Origin of the sequence: Xenorhabdus kozodoii (genome assembly GCF_002632875.1) — a bacterium.
Lineage (GTDB): Bacteria > Pseudomonadota > Gammaproteobacteria > Enterobacterales > Enterobacteriaceae > Xenorhabdus > Xenorhabdus kozodoii.
In genome coordinates this window covers 1-21,376 of the sequence record NZ_NJCX01000023.1, presented here as the reverse complement: position 1 = coordinate 21,376, position 21,376 = coordinate 1, and the positions used below count along the sequence as shown (strand labels likewise).

17 protein-coding genes, 1 rRNA gene and 2 pseudogenes are annotated in these 21,376 nt (G+C 42.3%); 12 read left to right on the top strand and 8 right to left on the bottom strand.

Features of this window, described 5'->3' with window-relative positions; translation table 11 throughout:
- Window positions 1–96: 96 nt before the first annotated feature.
- Window positions 97–582 (bottom strand): methylated-DNA--[protein]-cysteine S-methyltransferase, encoded by a 486-nt coding sequence (locus Xkoz_RS14900; RefSeq protein WP_099141508.1) that lies wholly within the window; start codon window positions 580–582, stop codon window positions 97–99.
- A 1,297-nt stretch (window positions 583–1,879) separates the two neighbouring features.
- Here Xkoz_RS14900 and proV point away from each other — a divergent pair.
- The 8 genes from proV (at window position 1,880) to emrB (ending at window position 10,306) form a co-directional block, all read left to right on the top strand.
- Window positions 1,880–3,082: a glycine betaine/L-proline ABC transporter ATP-binding protein ProV gene (proV, locus tag Xkoz_RS14895; RefSeq protein WP_099141507.1), complete on the top strand. Its 1,203-nt coding sequence runs from the start codon at window positions 1,880–1,882 to the stop codon at window positions 3,080–3,082.
- A complete protein-coding gene (gene proW, locus Xkoz_RS14890) occupies window positions 3,072–4,169 on the top strand; it encodes a glycine betaine/L-proline ABC transporter permease ProW (protein ID WP_099141506.1) in 1,098 nt (365 codons plus the stop codon). Before proV ends, proW begins: the two co-directional genes overlap by 11 nt.
- Before the next feature lie 47 nt (window positions 4,170–4,216).
- Window positions 4,217–5,260, top strand: coding sequence for a glycine betaine/L-proline ABC transporter substrate-binding protein ProX (proX, locus tag Xkoz_RS14885; RefSeq protein WP_099141505.1), 1,044 nt, complete (start codon window positions 4,217–4,219; stop codon window positions 5,258–5,260).
- A 214-nt stretch (window positions 5,261–5,474) separates the two neighbouring features.
- Window positions 5,475–6,260 (top strand): AzlC family ABC transporter permease, encoded by a 786-nt coding sequence (locus Xkoz_RS14880; protein WP_099141546.1) that lies wholly within the window; start codon window positions 5,475–5,477, stop codon window positions 6,258–6,260.
- Window positions 6,261–6,284: 24 nt separating this feature from the next.
- A complete protein-coding gene (gene ygaH / locus Xkoz_RS14875; protein WP_099141504.1) occupies window positions 6,285–6,620 on the top strand; it encodes an L-valine transporter subunit YgaH in 336 nt (111 codons plus the stop codon).
- A gap of 129 nt (window positions 6,621–6,749) precedes the next feature.
- Complete coding sequence (mprA, locus tag Xkoz_RS14870) at window positions 6,750–7,265, top strand: transcriptional repressor MprA (RefSeq protein ID WP_099141503.1); 516 nt, start codon at window positions 6,750–6,752, stop codon at window positions 7,263–7,265.
- 254 nt (window positions 7,266–7,519) lie between these two features.
- Window positions 7,520–8,755 (top strand): multidrug efflux MFS transporter periplasmic adaptor subunit EmrA, encoded by a 1,236-nt coding sequence (emrA, locus tag Xkoz_RS14865; RefSeq protein ID WP_099141502.1) that lies wholly within the window; start codon window positions 7,520–7,522, stop codon window positions 8,753–8,755.
- Window positions 8,756–8,764: 9 nt separating this feature from the next.
- A complete protein-coding gene (gene emrB, locus Xkoz_RS14860) occupies window positions 8,765–10,306 on the top strand; it encodes a multidrug efflux MFS transporter permease subunit EmrB (protein WP_099141501.1) in 1,542 nt (513 codons plus the stop codon).
- Window positions 10,307–10,710: 404 nt separating this feature from the next.
- On the opposite strand, the gene fhuF is transcribed toward emrB, so the two are convergent.
- The 6 genes and pseudogenes from fhuF to Xkoz_RS14825 form a co-directional block, all read right to left on the bottom strand.
- Window positions 10,711–11,478 (bottom strand): siderophore-iron reductase FhuF, encoded by a 768-nt coding sequence (fhuF, locus tag Xkoz_RS14850; RefSeq protein WP_099141500.1) that lies wholly within the window; start codon window positions 11,476–11,478, stop codon window positions 10,711–10,713.
- Window positions 11,479–11,492: 14 nt separating this feature from the next.
- The gene (locus Xkoz_RS14845; RefSeq protein ID WP_099141499.1) at window positions 11,493–12,308 is read right to left on the bottom strand and encodes an ABC transporter ATP-binding protein; all 816 of its coding nucleotides are present in this window, start codon (window positions 12,306–12,308) and stop codon (window positions 11,493–11,495) included.
- Window positions 12,308–13,354 (bottom strand): FecCD family ABC transporter permease, encoded by a 1,047-nt coding sequence (locus Xkoz_RS14840; RefSeq protein WP_099141545.1) that lies wholly within the window; start codon window positions 13,352–13,354, stop codon window positions 12,308–12,310. The genes Xkoz_RS14845 and Xkoz_RS14840 overlap by 1 nt, the downstream gene beginning before the upstream one ends.
- A gap of 3 nt (window positions 13,355–13,357) precedes the next feature.
- A pseudogene (locus Xkoz_RS14835) lies at window positions 13,358–13,528 on the bottom strand (iron chelate uptake ABC transporter family permease subunit); the annotation flags it as partial.
- Window positions 13,529–13,612: 84 nt separating this feature from the next.
- Window positions 13,613–13,855, bottom strand: a pseudogene (locus tag Xkoz_RS14830) (ferric iron reductase); the annotation flags it as partial.
- 708 nt (window positions 13,856–14,563) lie between these two features.
- Complete coding sequence (locus Xkoz_RS14825) at window positions 14,564–15,598, bottom strand: tRNA/rRNA methyltransferase (protein ID WP_099141498.1); 1,035 nt, start codon at window positions 15,596–15,598, stop codon at window positions 14,564–14,566.
- A 134-nt stretch (window positions 15,599–15,732) separates the two neighbouring features.
- On the opposite strand from Xkoz_RS14825, the gene Xkoz_RS14820 reads away from it, so the two are divergent.
- The 4 genes from Xkoz_RS14820 (at window position 15,733) to Xkoz_RS14805 (ending at window position 21,218) form a co-directional block, all read left to right on the top strand.
- On the top strand, window positions 15,733–16,404 hold the full coding sequence (locus tag Xkoz_RS14820) for a tRNA-uridine aminocarboxypropyltransferase (protein ID WP_099141497.1): 672 nt from the start codon (window positions 15,733–15,735) through the stop codon (window positions 16,402–16,404).
- Window positions 16,405–16,529: 125 nt separating this feature from the next.
- Complete coding sequence (locus tag Xkoz_RS14815; protein WP_099141496.1) at window positions 16,530–19,172, top strand: bifunctional acetate--CoA ligase family protein/GNAT family N-acetyltransferase; 2,643 nt, start codon at window positions 16,530–16,532, stop codon at window positions 19,170–19,172.
- A 206-nt stretch (window positions 19,173–19,378) separates the two neighbouring features.
- Window positions 19,379–20,734, top strand: coding sequence for a CDP-diacylglycerol--serine O-phosphatidyltransferase (gene pssA / locus Xkoz_RS14810; RefSeq protein ID WP_167386566.1), 1,356 nt, complete (start codon window positions 19,379–19,381; stop codon window positions 20,732–20,734).
- Window positions 20,735–20,903: 169 nt separating this feature from the next.
- Window positions 20,904–21,218 carry a YfiM family lipoprotein gene (locus Xkoz_RS14805; RefSeq protein WP_244183424.1) on the top strand — a complete coding sequence of 105 codons (315 nt, stop codon included), beginning with the start codon at window positions 20,904–20,906 and terminating at the stop codon, window positions 21,216–21,218.
- A 60-nt stretch (window positions 21,219–21,278) separates the two neighbouring features.
- Here the strand turns inward: Xkoz_RS14805 and rrf are convergent.
- Window positions 21,279–21,376: ribosomal RNA gene (gene rrf, locus Xkoz_RS14800) — 5S ribosomal RNA — on the bottom strand; the annotation flags it as partial.

Here is a 21,376-nt window from a genome sequence, read left to right as displayed (position 1 = left end):
TCAGATATCTCCCCGCTTCGCGGGGAAATATCAACACTTACATTTAATTGATTTTATACACCAATAGTGGTTTCACAAATAAATTAGCGTTTTATTTTAATTCTGTTTACTTTTCACCTTTCTGCTCTTTTCATGTTCCAGTAGCCACCTTTTGATATCCAGCCCACCGGTATAGCCAACCAATTTACCATCATGTCCAATCACCCGATGACAAGGCACAATTAATGAAACAGGATTGCGTGAATTTGCCATGCCGACCGCACGACAATAATTGACCGAACCTAACGTGAGTGCCAGTTTTTTATAACTCCACATTTCTCCATAAGGAATTTTGCAAAGCTGCTGCCAAACGCGCTTTTGGAATTCAGTGCCCTGCATGCTTAAAGGAACGGTAAACGTTAGCCGTTTCCCTTTAAAATATTCCTGTAACTCTTTCGCGCACTGTTTGGTCATCCCATTTTTTGATTCTAATTCTTTCTTTTCATTGACGAAATAGATACTACTTACTCCTTCATCGTCCGCAGTGATATGTACATAAGGCTTGGGAAATCCTTCTGGAGTATTCAGGTAATGATGATACATAAACTAACCTCCATTTAATTTATTATTAAAAATTTCTGTACTAGCCTAAAGCGCCCATTCATCACTTTGCAATGATGAATTCGATTACACATCTGACAATTTGATAAAGAAACCATCGCGCCCTCTGACAATTAAAATTATGGCTCTGCCAATAAGTTATGACACTTTATTTTTAATGTCACCTATTTAAAAAAGATCAAAACACCACATGTAGACAAAAAATCAAAACAGATAACTATATATAGCTCTAATTTCACAATTAAATTATCTCAATATAATACACATGTGTTCGTTTTTATTATTATTAAATAATATACCACCCCTAAATTTTGCTAAAAGTGTTATCCTTTATGACACACAGAGGCATATCATTGGTCTATTCTAGGTTAGAAAACGACAATTGGGGGAAATTCCCCTAAAAGAGATACACTACACTGCAACCAATGCACTCAATGGTGTGAAAAAGCCAGTTATCCCCAAGCATTAAAAGCGTTAACTGATAAACTGTGATAAAGATCATCTCCCAATCACTCAAGCATCTGACTTTTTTCTGAACAAGACCCCTTTTCTATCCTTAGCACAGTGAAATAATGAACGATAACCAATGAATTTAAATTAATTATTTCACCCAGCCTTAAGTATTACATTTCATATCTGTTAACATTCTGTTTAATATAAAAAACTCACTGAAAAATTAGCCATAAACACTCCAAGAATAGAAAAAACAAAATAAACATTTAGCTACTTAATTTCAATTCCATTCAATATGGTTAATAAATAACAAAAAACAACAAATATAAACAACATACTCTTTTGTTATATCCTCACTTATATCCCAAAAAACTCCATTTTAAAGCCTTAAACATAGAATCATATTCAACAACCCCATAAATATTAAATATATCGCGATGATAATTTTATCCCATCACTTTTTTATGGATTTTTATGCAATGATAACCCCCACACTGATAACCAAAAAATAAAGAATAAAAAACCAAGAAAATGTAAAAAATCAAAATAATACCCTAAACATATAAATAAATTAATTTTATACAGGATAATAATCTTTCATTGTTTTCTGAAATTCAATTCATTTATTGAGCTGAATTTCTCTAAATAATTATCCAAAAATCCATTTTCTCACCCCCATATTATGCCATAGGAAACATAACCATTGTATTAATGATGTTAAATAAGGGGTTGTCAGCGTATTTTAATATGTTAGGGTATATGTTGGTAAAATAGCGCTGGAGTAATCAACCTCAACATATCATCAATAATAGGAAATATTTATTCCATGAGCATTAAACTTGAAGTTAAGAACCTCTATAAAATATTTGGCAATAATCCTGAGACTGCATTTAAGTTATTAGCGTCGGGTCTCAGCAAAGAGCAAATATTTGAAAAAACAGGTCTTACCGTCGGTGTCCAGGATGTCAATCTGGCCATTGAAGAAGGCGAAGTATTTGTGATTATGGGATTATCTGGTTCAGGTAAATCCACTCTAGTACGTCTTCTCAATCGTCTGATAGAGCCTACCAAAGGCCATGTACTTATCGACGGTGAAGATATTTCCACCATCACCGAAACCCAGTTACGGAATGTTAGACGTAGCAAAATCAGCATGGTTTTCCAGTCATTTGCGCTTATGCCGCATTTGAATATTCTGGATAATACCGCGTTTGGTATGGATCTTGCGGGCATTCCTAAAGACGAGCGCCATCAAAAAGCCTTTGAAACGCTGAAACAAGTCAATCTCGAAAGCTACGCCCTATCCTATCCTGATGAACTGTCCGGGGGTATGCAACAACGGGTTGGCTTAGCCAGAGCGTTGGCTAACAATCCCGATATTCTGTTAATGGATGAAGCCTTCTCGGCCCTTGATCCCCTAATCCGTGCCGAAATGCAAGATGAGTTACTACGTTTGCAAGGGGAGCATCAACGTACCGTTGTGTTTATTTCCCACGATTTGGATGAAGCTATGCGCATCGGTGATCGCATTGCCATCATGCAGGATGGTATTGTCGTCCAGGTCGGAACACCTGATGAAATCATGAATAGCCCCGCTAATGATTATGTCAAAACTTTCTTCCGTGGTGTGGATGTCGGCCATGTTTTCTCAGCCAAAGATATTGCCCGCCGTCGACCAGCAACATTGCTCCATGCCGCTGCCGGCTTTGGCCCGCGCTCGGCATTAAAAGTGCTGGATAATGAGGACAGGAACTATGGCTATTTGATCGAAAAAGGCCAAAAATTTATTGGAGTGGTCTCTGTCAACTCCCTGCAACAGGCGTTGGCAGAAAAGAAATCCATTGAACATGCCATATTGGAAACACCCATCGCCGTTTCGGCAGATATTCCGTTGAATGAATTGATATCGACTGTCGCGCAATCTCCCTGCGCGGTGCCTGTCGTAGGTGACAATAGTCGTTATTTAGGTGTCATTTCCAAAGGAATATTGCTACAGGCCTTAGATAAGGAGGCACCCAATGGACAATAACTCTCCACAAACAGTCACTGATCCCAACATCAATAGTGATCCCTGGATGGACAGTGGAGCCACTTCTCCACCAGAAAACCCTGATTGGCTGAATACATCGCCAACCGACATCCCTGCTGAACACTTTAATCTCATGTCACCTTTTCAGCACAAACTCATTCCGTTTGACTCATGGGTAACTCATATTGTCGATTGGGTTGTCATACATTTTCGCCCTGTTTTTCAGGTGATCCGTGTGCCGGTCGATTTTGTCCTCAGCGGTTTTGAACAATTCCTGATGACATTGCCCCCACCCATTACCATTTTATTTTTTGCCTTGCTGGCCTGGCAACTTGCCGGAGCAGGAATCGGTGTGCTCTCTTTCATTTCACTGATCATGATCGGTGCCATTGGAGCCTGGTCAGAAGCCATGGTAACCATGGCTCTGGTGCTGACAGCCCTGCTATTCTGCCTTATCATTGGGCTTCCTCTCGGTATTGGGTTGGCGCGTAATGAGCGGCTGGCCAAGATTGTTCGCCCCTTGCTGGATGCTATGCAAACCACGCCGGCTTTTGTTTATCTGGTTCCCATCGTCATGCTGTTTGGCATAGGTAATGTCCCTGGCGTCATCGTTACTATCATTTTTGCGTTACCTCCCATTATTCGCCTGACCATTCTGGGAATAAAGCAAGTTCCATCAGATTTAATTGAAGCCGCCAGATCATTTGGAGCAAGCCCAAGGCAGATGTTGTTCAAAGTTCAACTGCCGCTAGCGATGCCGACGATTATGGCTGGTGTGAACCAAACATTGATGTTAGCGCTTTCCATGGTCGTCATAGCTTCCATGATTGCGGTTGGCGGCTTGGGATTAATGGTATTGCGTGGTATTGGCCGCCTTGACATAGGATTGGCCGCCGTTGGCGGTACGGGCATTGTCCTTCTTGCCATTATCCTTGATCGCCTGACGCAATCCCTGGGCAAGAATCATCGAGCCAGAGGGGGACACTGGTATCACTCTGGGCCAATAGGATTGCTTCGCCTACTTTTTCTCTCAATTCACGCAATTAAGAAAAAAAACCATCTATCAAAATCGCGCCAGTCAAAATAATACGTCCAAAACAACATCCGATCTGGCAACAAAAGGAGGAAATCACCATGCGCATAATCACCTTATGCAAAGAGATCATCAATAAGGGGATAATTTCTGGAACGCTCCTGATAATATTCACGAGCCTCTCCTTAACATCCACAGCATTTGCTGCGACTGAATTTCCCGGCAAAGGCATTAGTGTGCAACCACTACAAAGTACAATCAGCGAAGAAACATTTCAGACGTTGATTGTCTGCAAAGCGTTGGAAAAACTTGGCTATGATGTCAAACCGATCAAGGAAGTTGATTATAACGTCGCTTACACTTCCATTGCTTCTGGTGATGCCACATTTATGACCGTCAATTGGGTTCCACTCCATGATGCCCCATACAAAGCTGCTGGAGGAGATAATGTCTTCTATCGCAAGGGAAATTATGTCGTCAATGCGGCTCAGGGATATCTGATTGATAAAAAAACCGCAGAAAAATATCACATCACCAATATTGCTCAATTAAAAGATCCTAAACTTGCCAAGTTGTTTGATAGTAATGGCGATGGAAAAGCAGATTTGACAGGTTGTAACCCTGGATGGGGATGTGAAAGCGCAATCAACCATCACTTAGCGGCTTATAGATTAAAAAATACGGTGGAACAAAACCAAGGCAATTATGCCGCCATGATGGCTGATACTATTGCCCGTTATCGGGCTGGTAAGCCTATCCTTTATTATACCTGGACACCTTACTGGGTGAGTGATGTCCTGAAACCCGGAAAAGATGTCATCTGGCTGCAAGTCCCCTTCTCTGCTACCGGTGAGGGAGAAACTATCGATACTCAGTTGCCTAACGGCCGTAACTATGGTTTTCCTCCCAGTACCATGCACATCGTGGCAAACAAAGCGTGGGCAGAAAAGAACCCCGCTGCGGCGAAACTGTTTGCTGTAATGACCTTGCCTATTGCGGATATTAGTGCTCAAAATCGGCTTATGCATAGTGCTAAAACGTCAGAAGCTGATATTGAACGCCAGGCTGAATATTGGATCAAATCACATCAGGCAACGGTAGATCGTTGGCTAAAAGCAGCCAGAGAAGCCGCTGATAAAGCATAAATTAACTTTTCTTTTACGCTGTGTAGTAACCTATGTAGCCGTGAAAACATTAACAAAAATTCACGGCTACTCCGTATCTATTCCTCTACGACCACCAATCCCATTGTTCTGAATGACATTATTTAAATAATTTATATATTTTATATTTTCACTTTCATCATATTTTGTTAAGGTTGTTTTATCTGTTAACAAAAAAACAAAATACTCCATGTCAATGCTTGAGAAATCTGCACCTGATACATCAGCCTCTGATACATCAGAACCTGGGAAGCCTCTACCAAACAAGGTTTCTTCATTTAAAGAAGGTATTTTTGATAGTCTTCCAATCGCTATTGGCTATATTCCCATCTCTTTTGCATTTGGTTTAAGCGCCACTAAACTGGGATTTACTCCCATAGAGGCCATATTTTTTTCATGTGTCATTTATGCCGGAGCCAGCCAGTTTGTGATTACTGCCTTATTGAGCGCCGGAATGTCGCTGTGGGTTTCTGCACTGACAGTAATGGCAATGGATATCCGCCATATTTTGTATGGCCCTGCCTTACGCTATCGCATTAAACAAAAACTCTCGGAAAAGAAAACCGTGATTTGGGCCTTTGGCCTGACTGATGAAGTTTTTGCCGCAGCAACAACCAAACTCATTAAAGACCAGCGAAGTTGGAGTGAAAACTGGATGATGGCCATTGCAATATGCTCCTGGCTCTCTTGGGTATTGGGTACTGTAGCAGGAGCCATCCTGGGTAATGGTTATCTGAATTCTTATCCCGCCGTTGAAGCGGCCATGACATTTATGCTTCCGGCTCTGTTTTTAAGTTTTTTATTAGCCTCTTTCCAAAAGCAGCATACTTACTGTATTACCGCTTCCTTATTGGGCGCTTTAGTAGGCATTACATTTTTTTCAATCCCTATCGCCATTCTTGCGGGGATCATGGGTGGATGCTTAGCCGCACTGTTGCAAACTAAAAACACACAATCGAATGCCAATACCTTGCATGATTAATGCATTACATGACTATAAAATTATATGATTGATAATAAAATACTTTTTATTGGACTTATTGTAGGCGCTGCCAATTTTCTATTCCGCTATCTTCCTCTGCGTTTAGGAGCCAATCACTCACCGGCAGGAAAAAAAGGGAAAATGGGAGTCATACTCGACAGCATTGGTATCGCATCAATTTGCTCACTCCTCATCGTCTCAAGCATTCCAGACGCCATGAAAGAGCACAGCAAACTTTTTCCGACGTTAATGGGTTGCCTAACTATCTGCTTTTTCTTCTATAAAACACGAAGCATCATCATTTCCACACTATCTGGTGCCTTAATCTTTGGGATAGCATTCAAAGTATTTATGAATTAGGTATCAATATTAAAAGAAATATGATGATAATAAATAACTACAATTGCTAAATTTAACTTTTAATATAGTATTTGTATGGTTTTTAACAAAAGTTACTTTACCGGTTGAAACTAATAAGGTATCTAAACAATGGAAAGTTCATTCACTCCCACAGAAGAGTTACTTAATTGCCGTGTATCACAGCAAAAAAGTTTGCCCTACCAAGAGATATTACTCACTCGCTTATCCATGCATGTCCAGAATAAACTTCTGGAAAATCGCAACAACATGCTGAAAGCACAAGGAATCAATGAAACCTTGTTTATGGCTCTGATGATTCTGGATACCAAAGAAAGTCGTAGCATTCAGCCATCAGAACTTAGCGCTGCATTAGGCTCTTCCCGTACAAATGCAACCCGAATTGCAGATGAATTAGAAAAGCAAGGTTGGATAGAGAGGAAGGAGAGCCACAACGACCGCCGTTGTCTTCATCTTCATCTTACAGAAAAAGGTTCAATTTTTTTGAATAGTTTACTGCCACCACAGCATGAGTGCCTAATTAAACTTTGGTCTATTCTTGATTCCGAGGAGAAAAAACAGTTAGAAAAACTGATGAGAAAAATCTTGGGGCAATTAGATAATATTGGGGATTGTTTAAGTAAGTGATTGTCTGTCCGTTTTCTGAGCAGTCTTAGATCAACAAAACAGAAAACACGTTATAGCAACATAATCTAAAAAAACTTTTCTGCTAGCCTGTATCATCGGATACTTCGTATGGCTGGCTATTATCTTCAGGTAATAATTAAATCCATATCGTTTGCCCCTTCCAGTAGTGTAAATGCACACTACTGGAATCGTGTTTTTTTCCAATCGGGGCCATACAATTAATTATAAGTTAAGAACAAATACGGAGACTCTCCATGAGTATTAGTGAGAAAGCACCACTTCCGTCTAACGAAAGCACGCTATCCTCAAGCGAAAGGCAATCTTCTTCAAAGGTAAAAATAAAAAATGATCTCAAAAAACAGAAACGTCGCCGTACCATTACGTTATTGACGTTGTTCTTCCTTTTGCTTGGGGCCGGTTATACCGTTTATTGGTTTCTCACTTTACGTCACCATGAGGAAACTGATAATGCCTATGTTACGGGTAATCAGATCCAAATAATGTCGCAAATTGCAGGCAGCGTCGTGACTGTCAATTTTGACAATACTGATTTTGTGAAAAGTGGTCAGCCTCTTGTCCAACTCGATCCCCGTGACGCCGAATTAGCGTTGGAAAGCGCTAAAAATGAATTAGCCAATACTGTCCGGATCACCCATCAGCACATGATCGACAGTAAAAGATACCAAGCTATCATTGAGCTGAAAAAAATTGCCCTCAGAAAAGCCCAACATGATCTTAACCGAAGGGAAATATTGGGGACTCAGGAGCTGATTGGTAAAGAAGAGTTGCAACATATGCGAGAAGCTGTCTCTACTGCTCAAGCTGATCTGGATGTCGCGATAGCCCAATATAAAAGCAATCAAGCCATTATTCTGGATACTCCACTGGAAAAACAGCCAGCCGTCGAAAAAGCGGCCTCTGGCGTTCGTGATGCCTGGCTCGCCTTACAGAGAACCCATGTTGTCAGCCCGGTTGATGGTTATGTTGCTCGCCGCAGCGTGCAGGTAGGCTCTCGTATCAATTCAGGAACCCCCTTAATGGCGATTGTACCGGCCAACAATATGTGGATTGAGTCCAATTTCAAAGAAACCCAACTGGCAAACATGCGGATTGGGCAGCCCGCTACCGTCATCAGCGATTTCTATGGTGATGATGTTGTCTATACCGGTAAGGTCGCGGGGATTAATATGGGAACCGGCAGTGCCTTTTCTCTGTTACCAGCGCAAAATGCCAGCGGCAACTGGATTAAGGTTGTACAACGCCTGCCAGTCCGTATTGAACTTGATCCTGAACAAGTAAAGCAACATCCCTTGCGAATTGGGTTATCAACAAAAGTTACCGTGGACACCGCGAACACCGATGGAACGGTATTAGCAACCACTGAACGTACGCTTCCGGCCTATCAGACCAATGCCTTAACGATAGATATGGCTCCTGCAAACAAAATAGTTACTGACATTATTAATAGTAACTCAGGGAACCAAATTTAAGGGGGGTTCATGGTAACAAGAGAACCGCTTACAGGTGCGAAACTCGCCTTTTTGACCATTGCACTTTCAATGGCAACTTTCATGCTTGTTCTCGACTCTACCATTGCCAACGTCGCCATACCGACGATTGCTGGTAATCTAGGGGCATCAATCTCGCAAGGAACATGGGTGATTACCTCCTTCGGTGTCGCAAACGCCATTTCCATTCCCATTACCGGTTGGCTAGCGAAGCGCTTTGGCGAGGTGAAATTGTTCCTCTGGTCTACCGCAATTTTTACCCTTTCATCCTGGCTGTGCGGTCTTTCCAACAGCCTCAGCATGCTAATTTTCTTCCGTGTCATGCAAGGGTTAGCCGCAGGCCCTGTACTCCCCCTTTGCCAAAGTTTATTGCTAAATAACTATCCATCGGCGAAACGAAATATGGCATTGGCGCTATGGTCGATAATGATTGTTGTTGCCCCCATTTGTGGGCCTATCCTCGGCGGTTACATCAGTGATAACTACCATTGGGGATGGATTTTTTACATCAATATCCCCTTTGGTATCGCAATTATCTTTGCCATCATGCAGTTATTGCGGGGCAGGGAAACAAAAACAGAAATTCGCCCTATCGACATTATTGGGCTGTTTTTGCTGGTGATTGGTATTGGCAGCCTGCAAATTATGCTGGATCAAGGCAAGGAACTTGATTGGTTTAACTCCACCGAGATTATTACCCTGACTATTACGGCGATCATCGCACTTATTTTCCTGATCATCTGGGAACTGACTGATGATCATCCGATAATCGATCTGTCTTTGTTTAAGCTACGCAATTTTTCCATTGGCACTCTGAGCATTAGCCTCGGCTTCATGATGTACTTCGGTTCGATTGTTTTGCTGCCACAGCTATTGCAAGAAGTCTACGGCTATACCGCAACCTGGGCTGGCTTTGCGGCCGCACCGGTAGGATTGCTGCCGCTATTGCTGTCCCCCGTCATTGGCAAGTTTGGCCATAAGATAGACTTGCGTTATATAGTGACATTTAGTTTCATCACTTATGCTATTTGCTTCTATTGGCGGGCATACACTTTTGAACCAGGCATGGATTTCGCTGCCACTGCCTGGCCTCAGTTTGTTCAAGGGCTTGCGATGGCATGTTTCTTTATGCCATTGACCACCATTACCCTATCAGGGTTAGCACCAGAACGAATGGCCTCCGCTTCCAGCCTGTCAAACTTTACCCGTATATTATCGGGTTCAATAGGGACATCTCTCACCACCACAATGTGGACACAACGAGAATCGATGCATCACTCGAACCTGACAGAGTACATCAATCCATATAACCCTAATTATCAGCAAATACATCAGCAATTGGCTCAATTGGGTATGAATGATGAACAAATATCCGCTTATCTGGCAAAACAGATCACTCATCAAGGGCTAATTATTTCTGCCAATGAGATCTTCTGGTTTTCCGCCGGCGTATTCCTTTTCTTGACGTTATTGATCTGGCTGGCAAAACCACCTTTTTCTGCCGGAGGCAAAGACCACGGGGGAGCGCATTAAATTAATAGGATCTTAGCGGGAGTAGTTGCTCCCGCTATGAAAAATATCCCTGCCCTGAATAGGTTTTCATGATAGCGATATACTCAAACTATCAGGTTTTCTGACTCCTCGCGCCGCGAGGAGTCAGGAAGTAACCTACAAATAGAGGGTTCGGGAAATAATTGTCCAATTACCTCATCGTTTCAGGTTTGTTAGCAAACTGGGCAATGGGATTCACCAGATTATCCGCAAACTTAAAACTCTGCGCGGGATCAGACAAATCAAGCATCTGGCGATTGTTGGCAATTTGTAATCGATTCAAACAACAACGTTTAATTTCTGGCGTAAACAGGTCATAACGCTCAAATTGGCTGCTTTATCCTCAATCCATGACGATTTTTTATTTTTAAAATAAATGAAATTATCTATGTAGTCGATTCAAGAGGACAATCGTGACAATTCCCTACTCCTGGTAGTTTATTTCTCTGACAGCAACAGCGACGCTGTATGACATTATTTCTCATAATCACTGTGCGATAAAGCGGGTTATCCCTGCCATCAGGCAGAGTTTGTGTAAAGAAAAGATCCTGTATTAATGTATCATACTGATCTGCATCCATTCTTTCCTTGAAATTATTTAAGTACCAATGCATAACATAGCCAATGTTATTCCACAATAAACGTCCATTTATTCCTCGATAGGATTCAATCTTCTCACACACAGGTATAATATGTCTATCCAACATAGAGTGATAACGCTCCAATAAAGATATTGATTCGTCTAACCACGTTAACCGGTAATAAACAACATTTGGCCTGCCCGTTTCATGGAACTCAACCTGAAAAAGATTATAATCTGTATTAACCGCCTGAGGATATTCCAATAGCATTAACATCATTGGCGGAACAATTAAACCAAAGTACCACTGTGCCCATAAAGAATAAAGTCCTTTTTGATTGGGTTTTAATTCATTGTCACTATAATATGAATCTTGGTAGCTTTTTATCAATAATGGAAATGTTTCATCACTCGACCATTGATAAAACCCCATACTTTCCGATGGGATTTTATCTGAATTTATTTTTATTGATGAATTAAAATGGCTAAATGCCCCATCAAATAGGTTTGTGATATCTTCAATCGTTATTTCAGATATCGATTTAATAGGGCCTTGATTATTCTCATTTGCCATTCAACATTCTCCTATCACCCAATAGTTTTATATTTAGGAATAATCAACGGTGTGTTAGATTCAGGATCGCGAATAATTCGGCAAGCCAAGCCAAATACATCAGCAATATTCTGTACTGTCACAATTTCCTCAGGGATACCCTCAGCATAAATCTGCCCCTCTTTCATCATAATCAGACGAGAGGCATAACGCAGTGCCAGATTAATATCATGCAAAACCAACACCAATGTTTTGCCTTGTCGGTGCAAGCTCTGGCAAAGATCAAGCAATTCAATCTGGTGAGCAATATCCAAATAAGTGGTCGGTTCATCCAACAAAATAATCGGCGTCTGCTGAGCCAATGTCATGGCAAACCAAGCACGCTGGCGCTGTCCTCCCGACAATTCGCTCATCAATTTTTGCGACATATCCCATAAATCCACGGCCTTCAGCGCTTCATTGACGACCCTCTCATCTTCCGCCGACCATTGGCGCAGGAAAGACTGGTAAGGGTAGCGCCCACGAGAAACGAGATCATAAACCGTCAGTGCCTCAGTGATGGCTGCACCTTGTGTCAGCAAGGATAATTCACGCGCCACTAATTTAGGTTTATAACGATGGATGTTGCTTCCATCCAGCAAAACTTCACCACGTTGGGGAGGCATACTGCGACTGATAGCCCTCAACAACGTCGATTTTCCACAACCATTCGGGCCGATAATGACACTAAACTCACCATCGTGGATCGCGAGGTTAACACCATCAATAATAGTTCTTTTACCATATGCCAGTGAAAGATCATGGGCTTTCAATCGTGAAGCCACTTCAAGGGAATAAGCATCCGATGGCATTATCGTGTCCTCCTTAATTCGGCATACAGCAAATACATCAAATAAACGCCACCCATTACCGCTGTAATAACCCCTACAGGTAAACGAGCAAAGGTGGGTAATAGCAAGGTAATGAAATCAGAAGCCAGCATCAGTAAAGCCCCCACCAGCGCAGTGCAAAACAGGGCAGAACCTTTATTTCGCACCAAGCGTCGGGCAATTTGTGGGGCAGACAAGGCGATAAATGCAACAGGCCCAACAACCAATACCGACAGGGTGGCAAACGTCACTGCCAGTAAGATGCTGGCTATCTGAATAAGGTGTACAGGCACCCCAAGGGTATTGGCAATATCATTGCCAAAATGGGTGTAATTCAATTGCCTGCCTAGCCAAAATAAAACCGGGATGAACAACACCATTCCACTGATCAATGCGACATTTTGCCAGTTTTGACTGGCAAGACTGCCTCTCAGTAATGATTTCAGTTGTTGGGCTTGCTCAAGGCGAATATTCGCAGAGGCAAATTCAACAAATGCCATGCACAATGCCGCAATCGCAATTCCCGAAATAATGATCTTATTCGCCGGCATATTCCCAACGCCTGCACCATTACCGAGATAGACCAACAATACGGCAATGATGGCACCCAATAGCGCGCCTAATGGAACGGGTAATATTTCCGGCCACACAACCATTGCCACGACGATCCCAACCGCCGCACCACCGTTAACACCGATGATATCCGGGCTGCCAAGTGCATTACGAGTCATAAGCTGGAACAGGGAACCAGAAAGTGCCAATGTTATTCCCGCCCCGATTGCCACCAATGCTCTCGGTAAACGGATCTCCGTTAAGATAAAGGCTTGATAAGGTGTTTCTGTCAGTAAAAAAGGATTATCCATCCCTTCCCTGCCCATTGCTAAGGACAGGTAAAAAAGCACGACAATCAGCAATAAAATGGAACAAACTACCCGGATAATCTGCCACTCTGGCGTCATAAAAACGACATTGCCTATCTTAACTGTTTTAATGTTGGGCTGTCTCATGGGTGAATGAATCAATGTCATCATTTACTCCGCCATCATCTTTTGGGAGCGGCTTTTCGCCACCAGATAAAGCAGCGGTGCACCAATACTCGCCGTAATAATACCAACCATGATTTCTTCGGGGGATATCAGCAATCGCGCAACAATATCCGATATTAGCAGCAAGCAAGAGCCCGCAAGCAGGCAATAAGGTAAATGATTGTGTTGCAAAGTTGAATTCTTCACTCTATTTATCTCGTTACCAAAATGATTTGTATTATGTTTGTCTTGATATTTCCATCACTTATCTGTCGCAAATACGACAGAATATCCTTCCCGCAAGGCGTAAAGAGGATTCATTAACGTTCCGGCAAATTTCAGATTCTTCTCACGATCATCAAGGTCGATCATCTGTTGGTTATTCGCCATTTGCAGACGGTTCAGACAGGTACGCACAAAATCGTGCTTAAATAGATCAAATTTGCGGAATTTTTCTATCTGATCCCGATGTTGTGGTTGATAACTATGAATACAGTAGGCAACCCATTTTCCCTGGTTAAATGGGAGGTTTGATGATTCCAATGAGTATTTAACGAACGCATTTATAAAGCCCTTTATTCATATCCTGTACCCACCTGTTTCCATACATAAACACTGCTGACAGGGTGATACATCTCTATATAAACTTCTGAATATTGCTATCCAATGAGTGGGGTCTTAATTCTGGCTCACGAAAATTAGGGTTATTCTCTTTTTATTTCATAGAATGATAATGAAAATTATTATGATTAACAACCATAAAAAAGTAGCCTATTTAGCGAAATTGACTGACTTGTTTAATAGAACCGACTAATAATAGGGTTAAACTATAAATGGCATAAATTTTATGTAGATTATTTAATGAGCTATTTTAGTTAAAAAATCCAATTAAATACTTTCAATGAAAATAATAACAAATGTTTTTATTTATATTTGTACGATGTTTTTTTATTGAAATAATAAAAACAAGTTCAATAAATGAGGGAAAAAATAAAGCCCTGACTATTTAGCCAGGGCTTTATCGATAATAAAAATTAAACTATCTCTTTCTATCTTCAAATCACTATTCTTTTACAAAATAGCAACTTGAGATCTATACCAATCGCCTTTCAAGATGCGTCTTATATCTCCCCGCGTAGCGGGGAGATATAAACACTCTCGTTGGTTTGCAAACGGCAACTTGAAGTTAGATTGGTATCTTTCAGGGATAAATTAAATCTTATTCTGACGCCACCACTCCGCCAGCATAATACCTGTTGCAACAGAAACATTCAGGCTTTCTACCCAACCCGTTCCACCAATAGAAAGACGAATGTCTCCATCTTCCCAAGTGCTGTCACTTAATCCGTCACTTTCCTGACCCAATACCAAGACCATTTTTTCTGGTAAGGTTGCTTGTGCCAACGCGGTGCTACCTTTATGGCTTGATGTAGTCACAATTGTGTAGCCTTGGTTGCGGAATTTATCCAGTGTAGCCGTGAACCCATCGGCATCAATGCCTTTAATGTGTTCAGCGCCGCCTTCTGCGGTGCGAACAGCCGCGCCTGATTCCAGCATCGCGGTATCCTGCAAAATCACACCTTGTACGCCAAAATGCGCACAACTACGGATAATTGCACCAAGATTATGTGGATTACCTACGTTTTCCAATGCCAAAACGCAATCTTTGGCAGGGGCCTTCTGCAAATAGGTTTCTGCATCCAGGCCATTACGTTTCTTAATCAGGAAACAGACACCACCGTGGTGCTCTGTGCCCGATGCCTTGGATAGTTCTTCATTATCAACCACATGGTAAGCCTTGCGATTGGCCGCCATCCATTTCAGAGTCTCGCGAAAACGTGGAGTGACGGTTTGAACAAACCAAGCCCGAACGATCGCATCAGGGCGGTTCTGGAACATTGCCTGACACGCATTTTCTCCATAAATGCGGGTTTCTTCTAACCGCTGACGACGAAGCTGTTCCGGATCAATGTTACTTTTTCCACTGATGCCATTGTGTTCTGGCTGGAGAGAAGATTCTCCCTCTGGCCGAGAGATCGTTTTCCATGGAGAGCGATCGTCTGAGCGTTCATTGCTACGACGGCGATCACCCTGCTCACGTCCTCTACCAAACGGACGGTTATCATTTTTACGGCTGTCACTATTCTTACGACGATCTCCGCCCTTGCGACTATCGTTATTGTCCTCACTATTTCGGACATACATGACTTTGACTTTGCCGTTCTTACCACTATAGGAATCGTTCATTTATTTCTCCAACTGCGTTATGGCGCGAAGATTACCCGATGTACGCTCCCGAAGCTACCTCTGGTAACGACAATCCATTAAAATATCCGCTAATTTTCTACTGGTCTTATCCACGAACCTGTTTGAGTTCTTAAATGAGAAATAACAACGCCGTTTATCAGCTTCGCCAGCGACGCCTTGCCCGTTCTACCCGACCTTTTCAGGCAAGGGGATGTCGCGTGCAGCGTTGCCTGCATTGTTTATTACCCCAAAAAAAATGTCTGTGTGAAATGATTTCACCTGCCAATGCGGCAAGCCGCTTTTGTCTCATCATGTTTGATACTGAACCAATGAAACCCAGTAATACCGGAAAGCTGATTGCAGATATCCTGCCCGATACACAGGCTTTTCTCTGGTCCAGAACCGAGCCTGATCAACAACTGCTTGAAGTATTGCGCGATCCAACCCGGCAACCCTATCTGATCTTCCCAGACAGTTATGCGATACCTCCTCGCACAGTGTATCGGGAGATCCCTGATACCCTGAAACCACCGCTGTTCATTATATTGGATGGTACTTGGCCTGAGGCAAGAAAAATGTTTCGTAAAAGCCCTTATTTGGATGATATTCCTCTATTGTCCATGAATAATATTGCCAAAATAGACTATTTACTTCGGGTGCCTTCCAGAACAGAGCAACATTGTACTGCCGAAGTCGCAGCGGTAGCATTAGAATTGGCTGGGGATATTGAAGCGTCACAATCATTATTGAACCATTTTAACCACTTTCGTGAACAATATCTGGCCGGAAAATCTAATCATCTGTAGGAATAACTCACAGTAATGCTTGACAATCCGCGCTAAAGTCACTGATGGTGGCTAAAGTTATTCATGGTAATTGTTTAATCAACAGTGATTGTTTATTGATGTGATAACGGATAAGGAACCCAGAAATGAGCCAGCGCGGACTTGAAGCATTGTTACGCCCTAAATCTATCGCCGTTATTGGTGCTTCTGAAAAACCAGAAAAAGCCAGTTCAATGTTGATGCGAAATTTGTTAATGGGCGGGTTTACTGGACCTATTCTTCCCGTCACACCAAACAAATATGCCGTTCTGGGGGTGTTAGCCTATCCTTCTATTGATAAATTACCATTGACTCCTGATCTGGCTGTGATTTGCACCCATCACAGTCGCAATTTGTCCTTATTAGAGCAACTGGCTCAACACGGATGCAAAACCGTTATTATTTTATCCTCTCCGCCATCACAATTTACTGAATTGAAACAGTGCAGCCAAAAACATCATATCCGAATTCTCGGACCCAATAGCCTTGGCATCTTAGCACCTTGGATCGGGTTGAATGCCAGTTTTTCCCCGATCCCTATCCTTAAAGGTAAACTGGCTTTTATCTCACAATCCGCCGCAATATCAAACACCATTCTGGACTGGGCCAATCACCGTAATATTGGTTTCTCGTATTTTATTGCCTTGGGTGACAGTGTTGATATTGATATCGATGATCTGCTTGATTTTCTGGCAAGAGACAGTAAAACCAGTGCCATTTTGTTGCATCTTGAACATATCAGTGATGCCCGACGTTTTCTTTCGGCTTCCCGAAGCGCCTCACGTAATAAGCCTATTCTGGTCGTGAAAAGCAGTCGCACCCGAAAAGCTCAGCAGTTACTGGGAGAACAACAAAATTTCGATGCGGCTTATGATGCAGCCATTCAACGTGCCGGATTATTGCGGGTACAGGACACACATGAAATGTTCTCCGCAGTGGAAACGTTAAGTTTTATGCGACCATTACGTGGGGAACGTCTATTAATCGTCAGTAATGGTGCAGCACCAGCGGCAATGGCGCTGGATGAGCTATTCAGAAGAACGGGCAAGCTCGCCATATTAAGTGAGGAAACGATGACTGGGTTGTCTGGCATACTTCCAGACACGCTCCTTTTACGTAATCCATTAGATGTCGGTGATGACGCCTCAACAGAGCGGTACATTGCTGCACTCAAGCTGCTTTTGGATAGCCATGATTATGATGCCTTACTCTTAATCCACTCTCCTTGTGCCATATCCCACAGCCAAACTACAGCGGTTCAGGTTATACGAACCATTAAAGAACATCCGCGCGGTAAATGGCTCACCATTTTCACTAATTGGTGCGGAGAATATTCTTCACTGGAAGCCCGACGTCTGTTCAGTGAAGCAGGTATTCCAACTTATCGGACACCAGAAGGTGCCATTACCGCTTTCATGCACATGGTGGAATACCAGCGAAACCAAAAACAACTAAAAGAAACCCCTTCTTTGCCAATCGGCATTACCTCAAATACCGCCAGAGCCCATGAGTGTATCCAGAAGGCGCTTGATAACGGGAATGTCCGATTAGATACTCATGAAGTACAACCTATTCTTGATGCTTACGGTCTGAATACCTTACCAACCTGGATCGCTCATACCAGTGATGATGCAGTGAATATCGCAGAAAAGATTGGCTACCCCGTCGCATTAAAACTCCGCTCACCTGATATTCCACATAAGTCAGAAGTTCAGGGAGTGATGCTTTATTTGCGCAATGCCGATGAAGTCAAGGCCGCGACACAAGCGATTATTGAACGTGTAAAACAAAACTTTCCACAAGCCAGAATTCATGGCTTGTTAGTCCAGAGCATGGCTAATCGGGCTGGCACACAAGAGCTGAGAATTGCGATTGAGCAAGATGAAATATTTGGCCCCTTAATCATGCTAGGCGAGGGAGGTGTTGATTGGGTGCATGAAACACAGGCTGCTGTTGCCCTCCTTCCCCTTAATATGGCATTAGCCCGTTATCTGGTTATCCAGGCAATTAAAAGTGGCAAAATCAAATCTGGCGGTTCGCTTTTGCCGCTGGACATTCTTGCCCTCAGCCAGTTATTGGTCAGAGTATCTAACCTTCTGATCGATTGTCCCCAAATCATTCGAATGAATATCCATCCACTGCTTGCATCAGGTAATGAGTTCGCTTTATTGGATGTGACAATGGAGTTAACACCAGTAACCGGCGATCCCCACAAAAGACTGGCTATCCGGCCTTATCCTAATGAGCTGGAAGAAACTATCTATATCAAAGATGATTTTAAATGTTTGCTACGACCAATCCTGCCAGAAGACGAACCCTTGCTGAAAGCATTTATCGGCCAAGTCACAAAGGAAGATCTGTATTATCGCTATTTCAGTGAAATTAACGAATTTACTCATGATGATCTTGCAAACATGACCCAAATTGACTACGACCGAGAAATGGCATTCGTGGCCATCCGCCATCCAACTACAGCACCTGAAATTATTGGGGTCGCTCGGGCCATGGCTGATCCCGATAATATCGAGGCAGAATTTGCGATATTAGTGCGATCAGATCTCAAGGGGATGACGCTAGGCTATCAGCTTATGACGAAACTGATTAACTACACAAGAGAACATGGTATCCAGACACTAACAGCCATCACTATGCCTGAAAACCGTAACATGATCCAACTTGCGAAAAAACTTGGGTTTACCATCGACATACAGTTAGAAGATGGGATTGTTAATCTTAGGTTAAGCCTATAGCCAAAAATAAATTCAACATGTATCGCATGATGAATAGAAAAAAACCTCACTTCGTGATAGATCGCACAGACTTAAAGCAATCAGCTCATAGGAGTTAATTCATACTCACAATGAGCCAAACTAATGGTATTATCACCGGATCATTTTGATTCATACACCTTATGATGGTATTGATTCCATCTAGACTAAGAGAAAAACGCACTGTGATGTTGTCCAAATTTAAACAAGCAAAACACCAACAACACCTTGCACAACTGCCTAAGCTACCGCAATCAGTTGCTGACATTGAAACACTTTATGAATCTAAAGTGTTTCGCAGCACTTTATTGGAACGTATAGCAAACGCCCAAAGGCATATTTATATTGCCGCATTATATTTAGAAAACGACGATGCAGGGCGGGATATTCTGACTGCGTTATATGTAGCCAAACAAAAACGCCCTGAGCTGGACATAAAAGTCCTGGTTGATTGGCATCGTGCCCAACGTGGCCGTATTGGTGTAGAAGCAGCGGCAACAAATGCAGACTGGTATTGTTCCATGGCTGAAAGCTACCCTGGTGTCAACGTTTCCATCCTGGGTGTTCCAGTGAATACACGTGAAGCATTGGGAGTTTTACATCTAAAAGGCTTTATTTTTGATGATACGGTTATTTACAGCGGAGCCAGCATTAATGATGTCTATCTGCACCGCCATGAAAAATATCGTTATGACCGTTATCACTTGCTGCATAATGCAAAACTTGCCGCAACCATGAAGCAGTTTATCGATGACAATATTATTAGCGCTGACGCCGTAAAAAACTTGGCCTGCTATAACCGTCCTCGCAGCCTTGAAATTAAAAATTTGATCCGTCAATTTCGTGCTTCACTGAGAAATGCCGAATATCACTTTGAAAACCAAGCATCAAATGAAGAATTGGCGGTAACTCCCCTTGTTGGATTGGGTAAAAAGAATCAGCTGAATAAAACAATTTGCCATCTCATTTCTTGCACCGATACCAAATTGGTTATTTGTACACCTTATTTCAATTTACCGGCAGTATTGGTGCGTGCAATATCCCGATTACTCCGTCAGGGAAAGCAAGTTGAGATCATCATTGGAGATAAAACAGCCAACGATTTTTATATTCCACCCGAAGAACCATTTAGGATCATCGGTGCATTGCCTTATCTGTATGAAATTAACTTACGTCGATTCACTAGTCGGCTGCAAAAGTTTATTGATAGCCAGCAATTAACTATTCGGTTATGGAAAGATCAAGATAATACTTATCACTTAAAAGGGGTTTGGATTGATAATAAATGGCAATTAATTACTGGTAATAATCTTAATCCTCGTGCGTGGGGATTGGATCTGGAAAATGCCATTCTTATTCACGACCCCCAACAAGAGATGAAAGAACAACGTGCAATGGAATTGGATTGCATCCGTACTCATACAAAAATCATCCACGATTATCAAGAGCTGGAAAGTATCCAACTCTACCCTGTTAAGGTGCGCAAACTGATACGACGCTTGCGCCGTATTCGGGTAGATCGATTGATCAGCAGGATACTGTAGAATAGATAACCCACTTATAAAATATTATCGTTTTTTTAATCCCCTTTGACTATTGTCTGAGGGGATTTTTTTGTATCTTATTTATCAAACAGCTATGATTTTAAAAAGAATAAATCATGGCGTAACTTACATGAAAAAAAGCATCATCACTCTGATAAGAAATATATTAATGATTTCTCCTATCCTATTGAATACGGCTTGCTCCAATATCCGTCAAGCAAATGACAACTGGACAGGAAAAGATAAAGCGCAGCATTTCTTGTTTTCTGCCATTGTCACTGCAGCAGGCAATGCTTATGGTGATCGTCAACATTGGCGTCACCGTGAAAGTGCGCAATTTGGTGTATTGCTATCAGTTGGCATTGGTGCAGCCAAAGAACTTTATGATAGTCGACCATCAGGAACCGGCTGGAGTTGGCATGATATTGCTTATGATATAGCCGGGGCGATAGCAGGTTATAGCCTATATCAAACTATGAAGTAATTAAATTCCTAAACGCAAAAAAGCCATCCGGTGAAGAATGGCTTCTCTGTCTGAAGTGATGTCTGGCAGTGCCCTACTCTCGCATGGGGAGGCCCCACACTACCATCGGCGCGACGGCGTTTCACTGCTGAGTTCGGCATGGATTCAGGTGGTCCCAC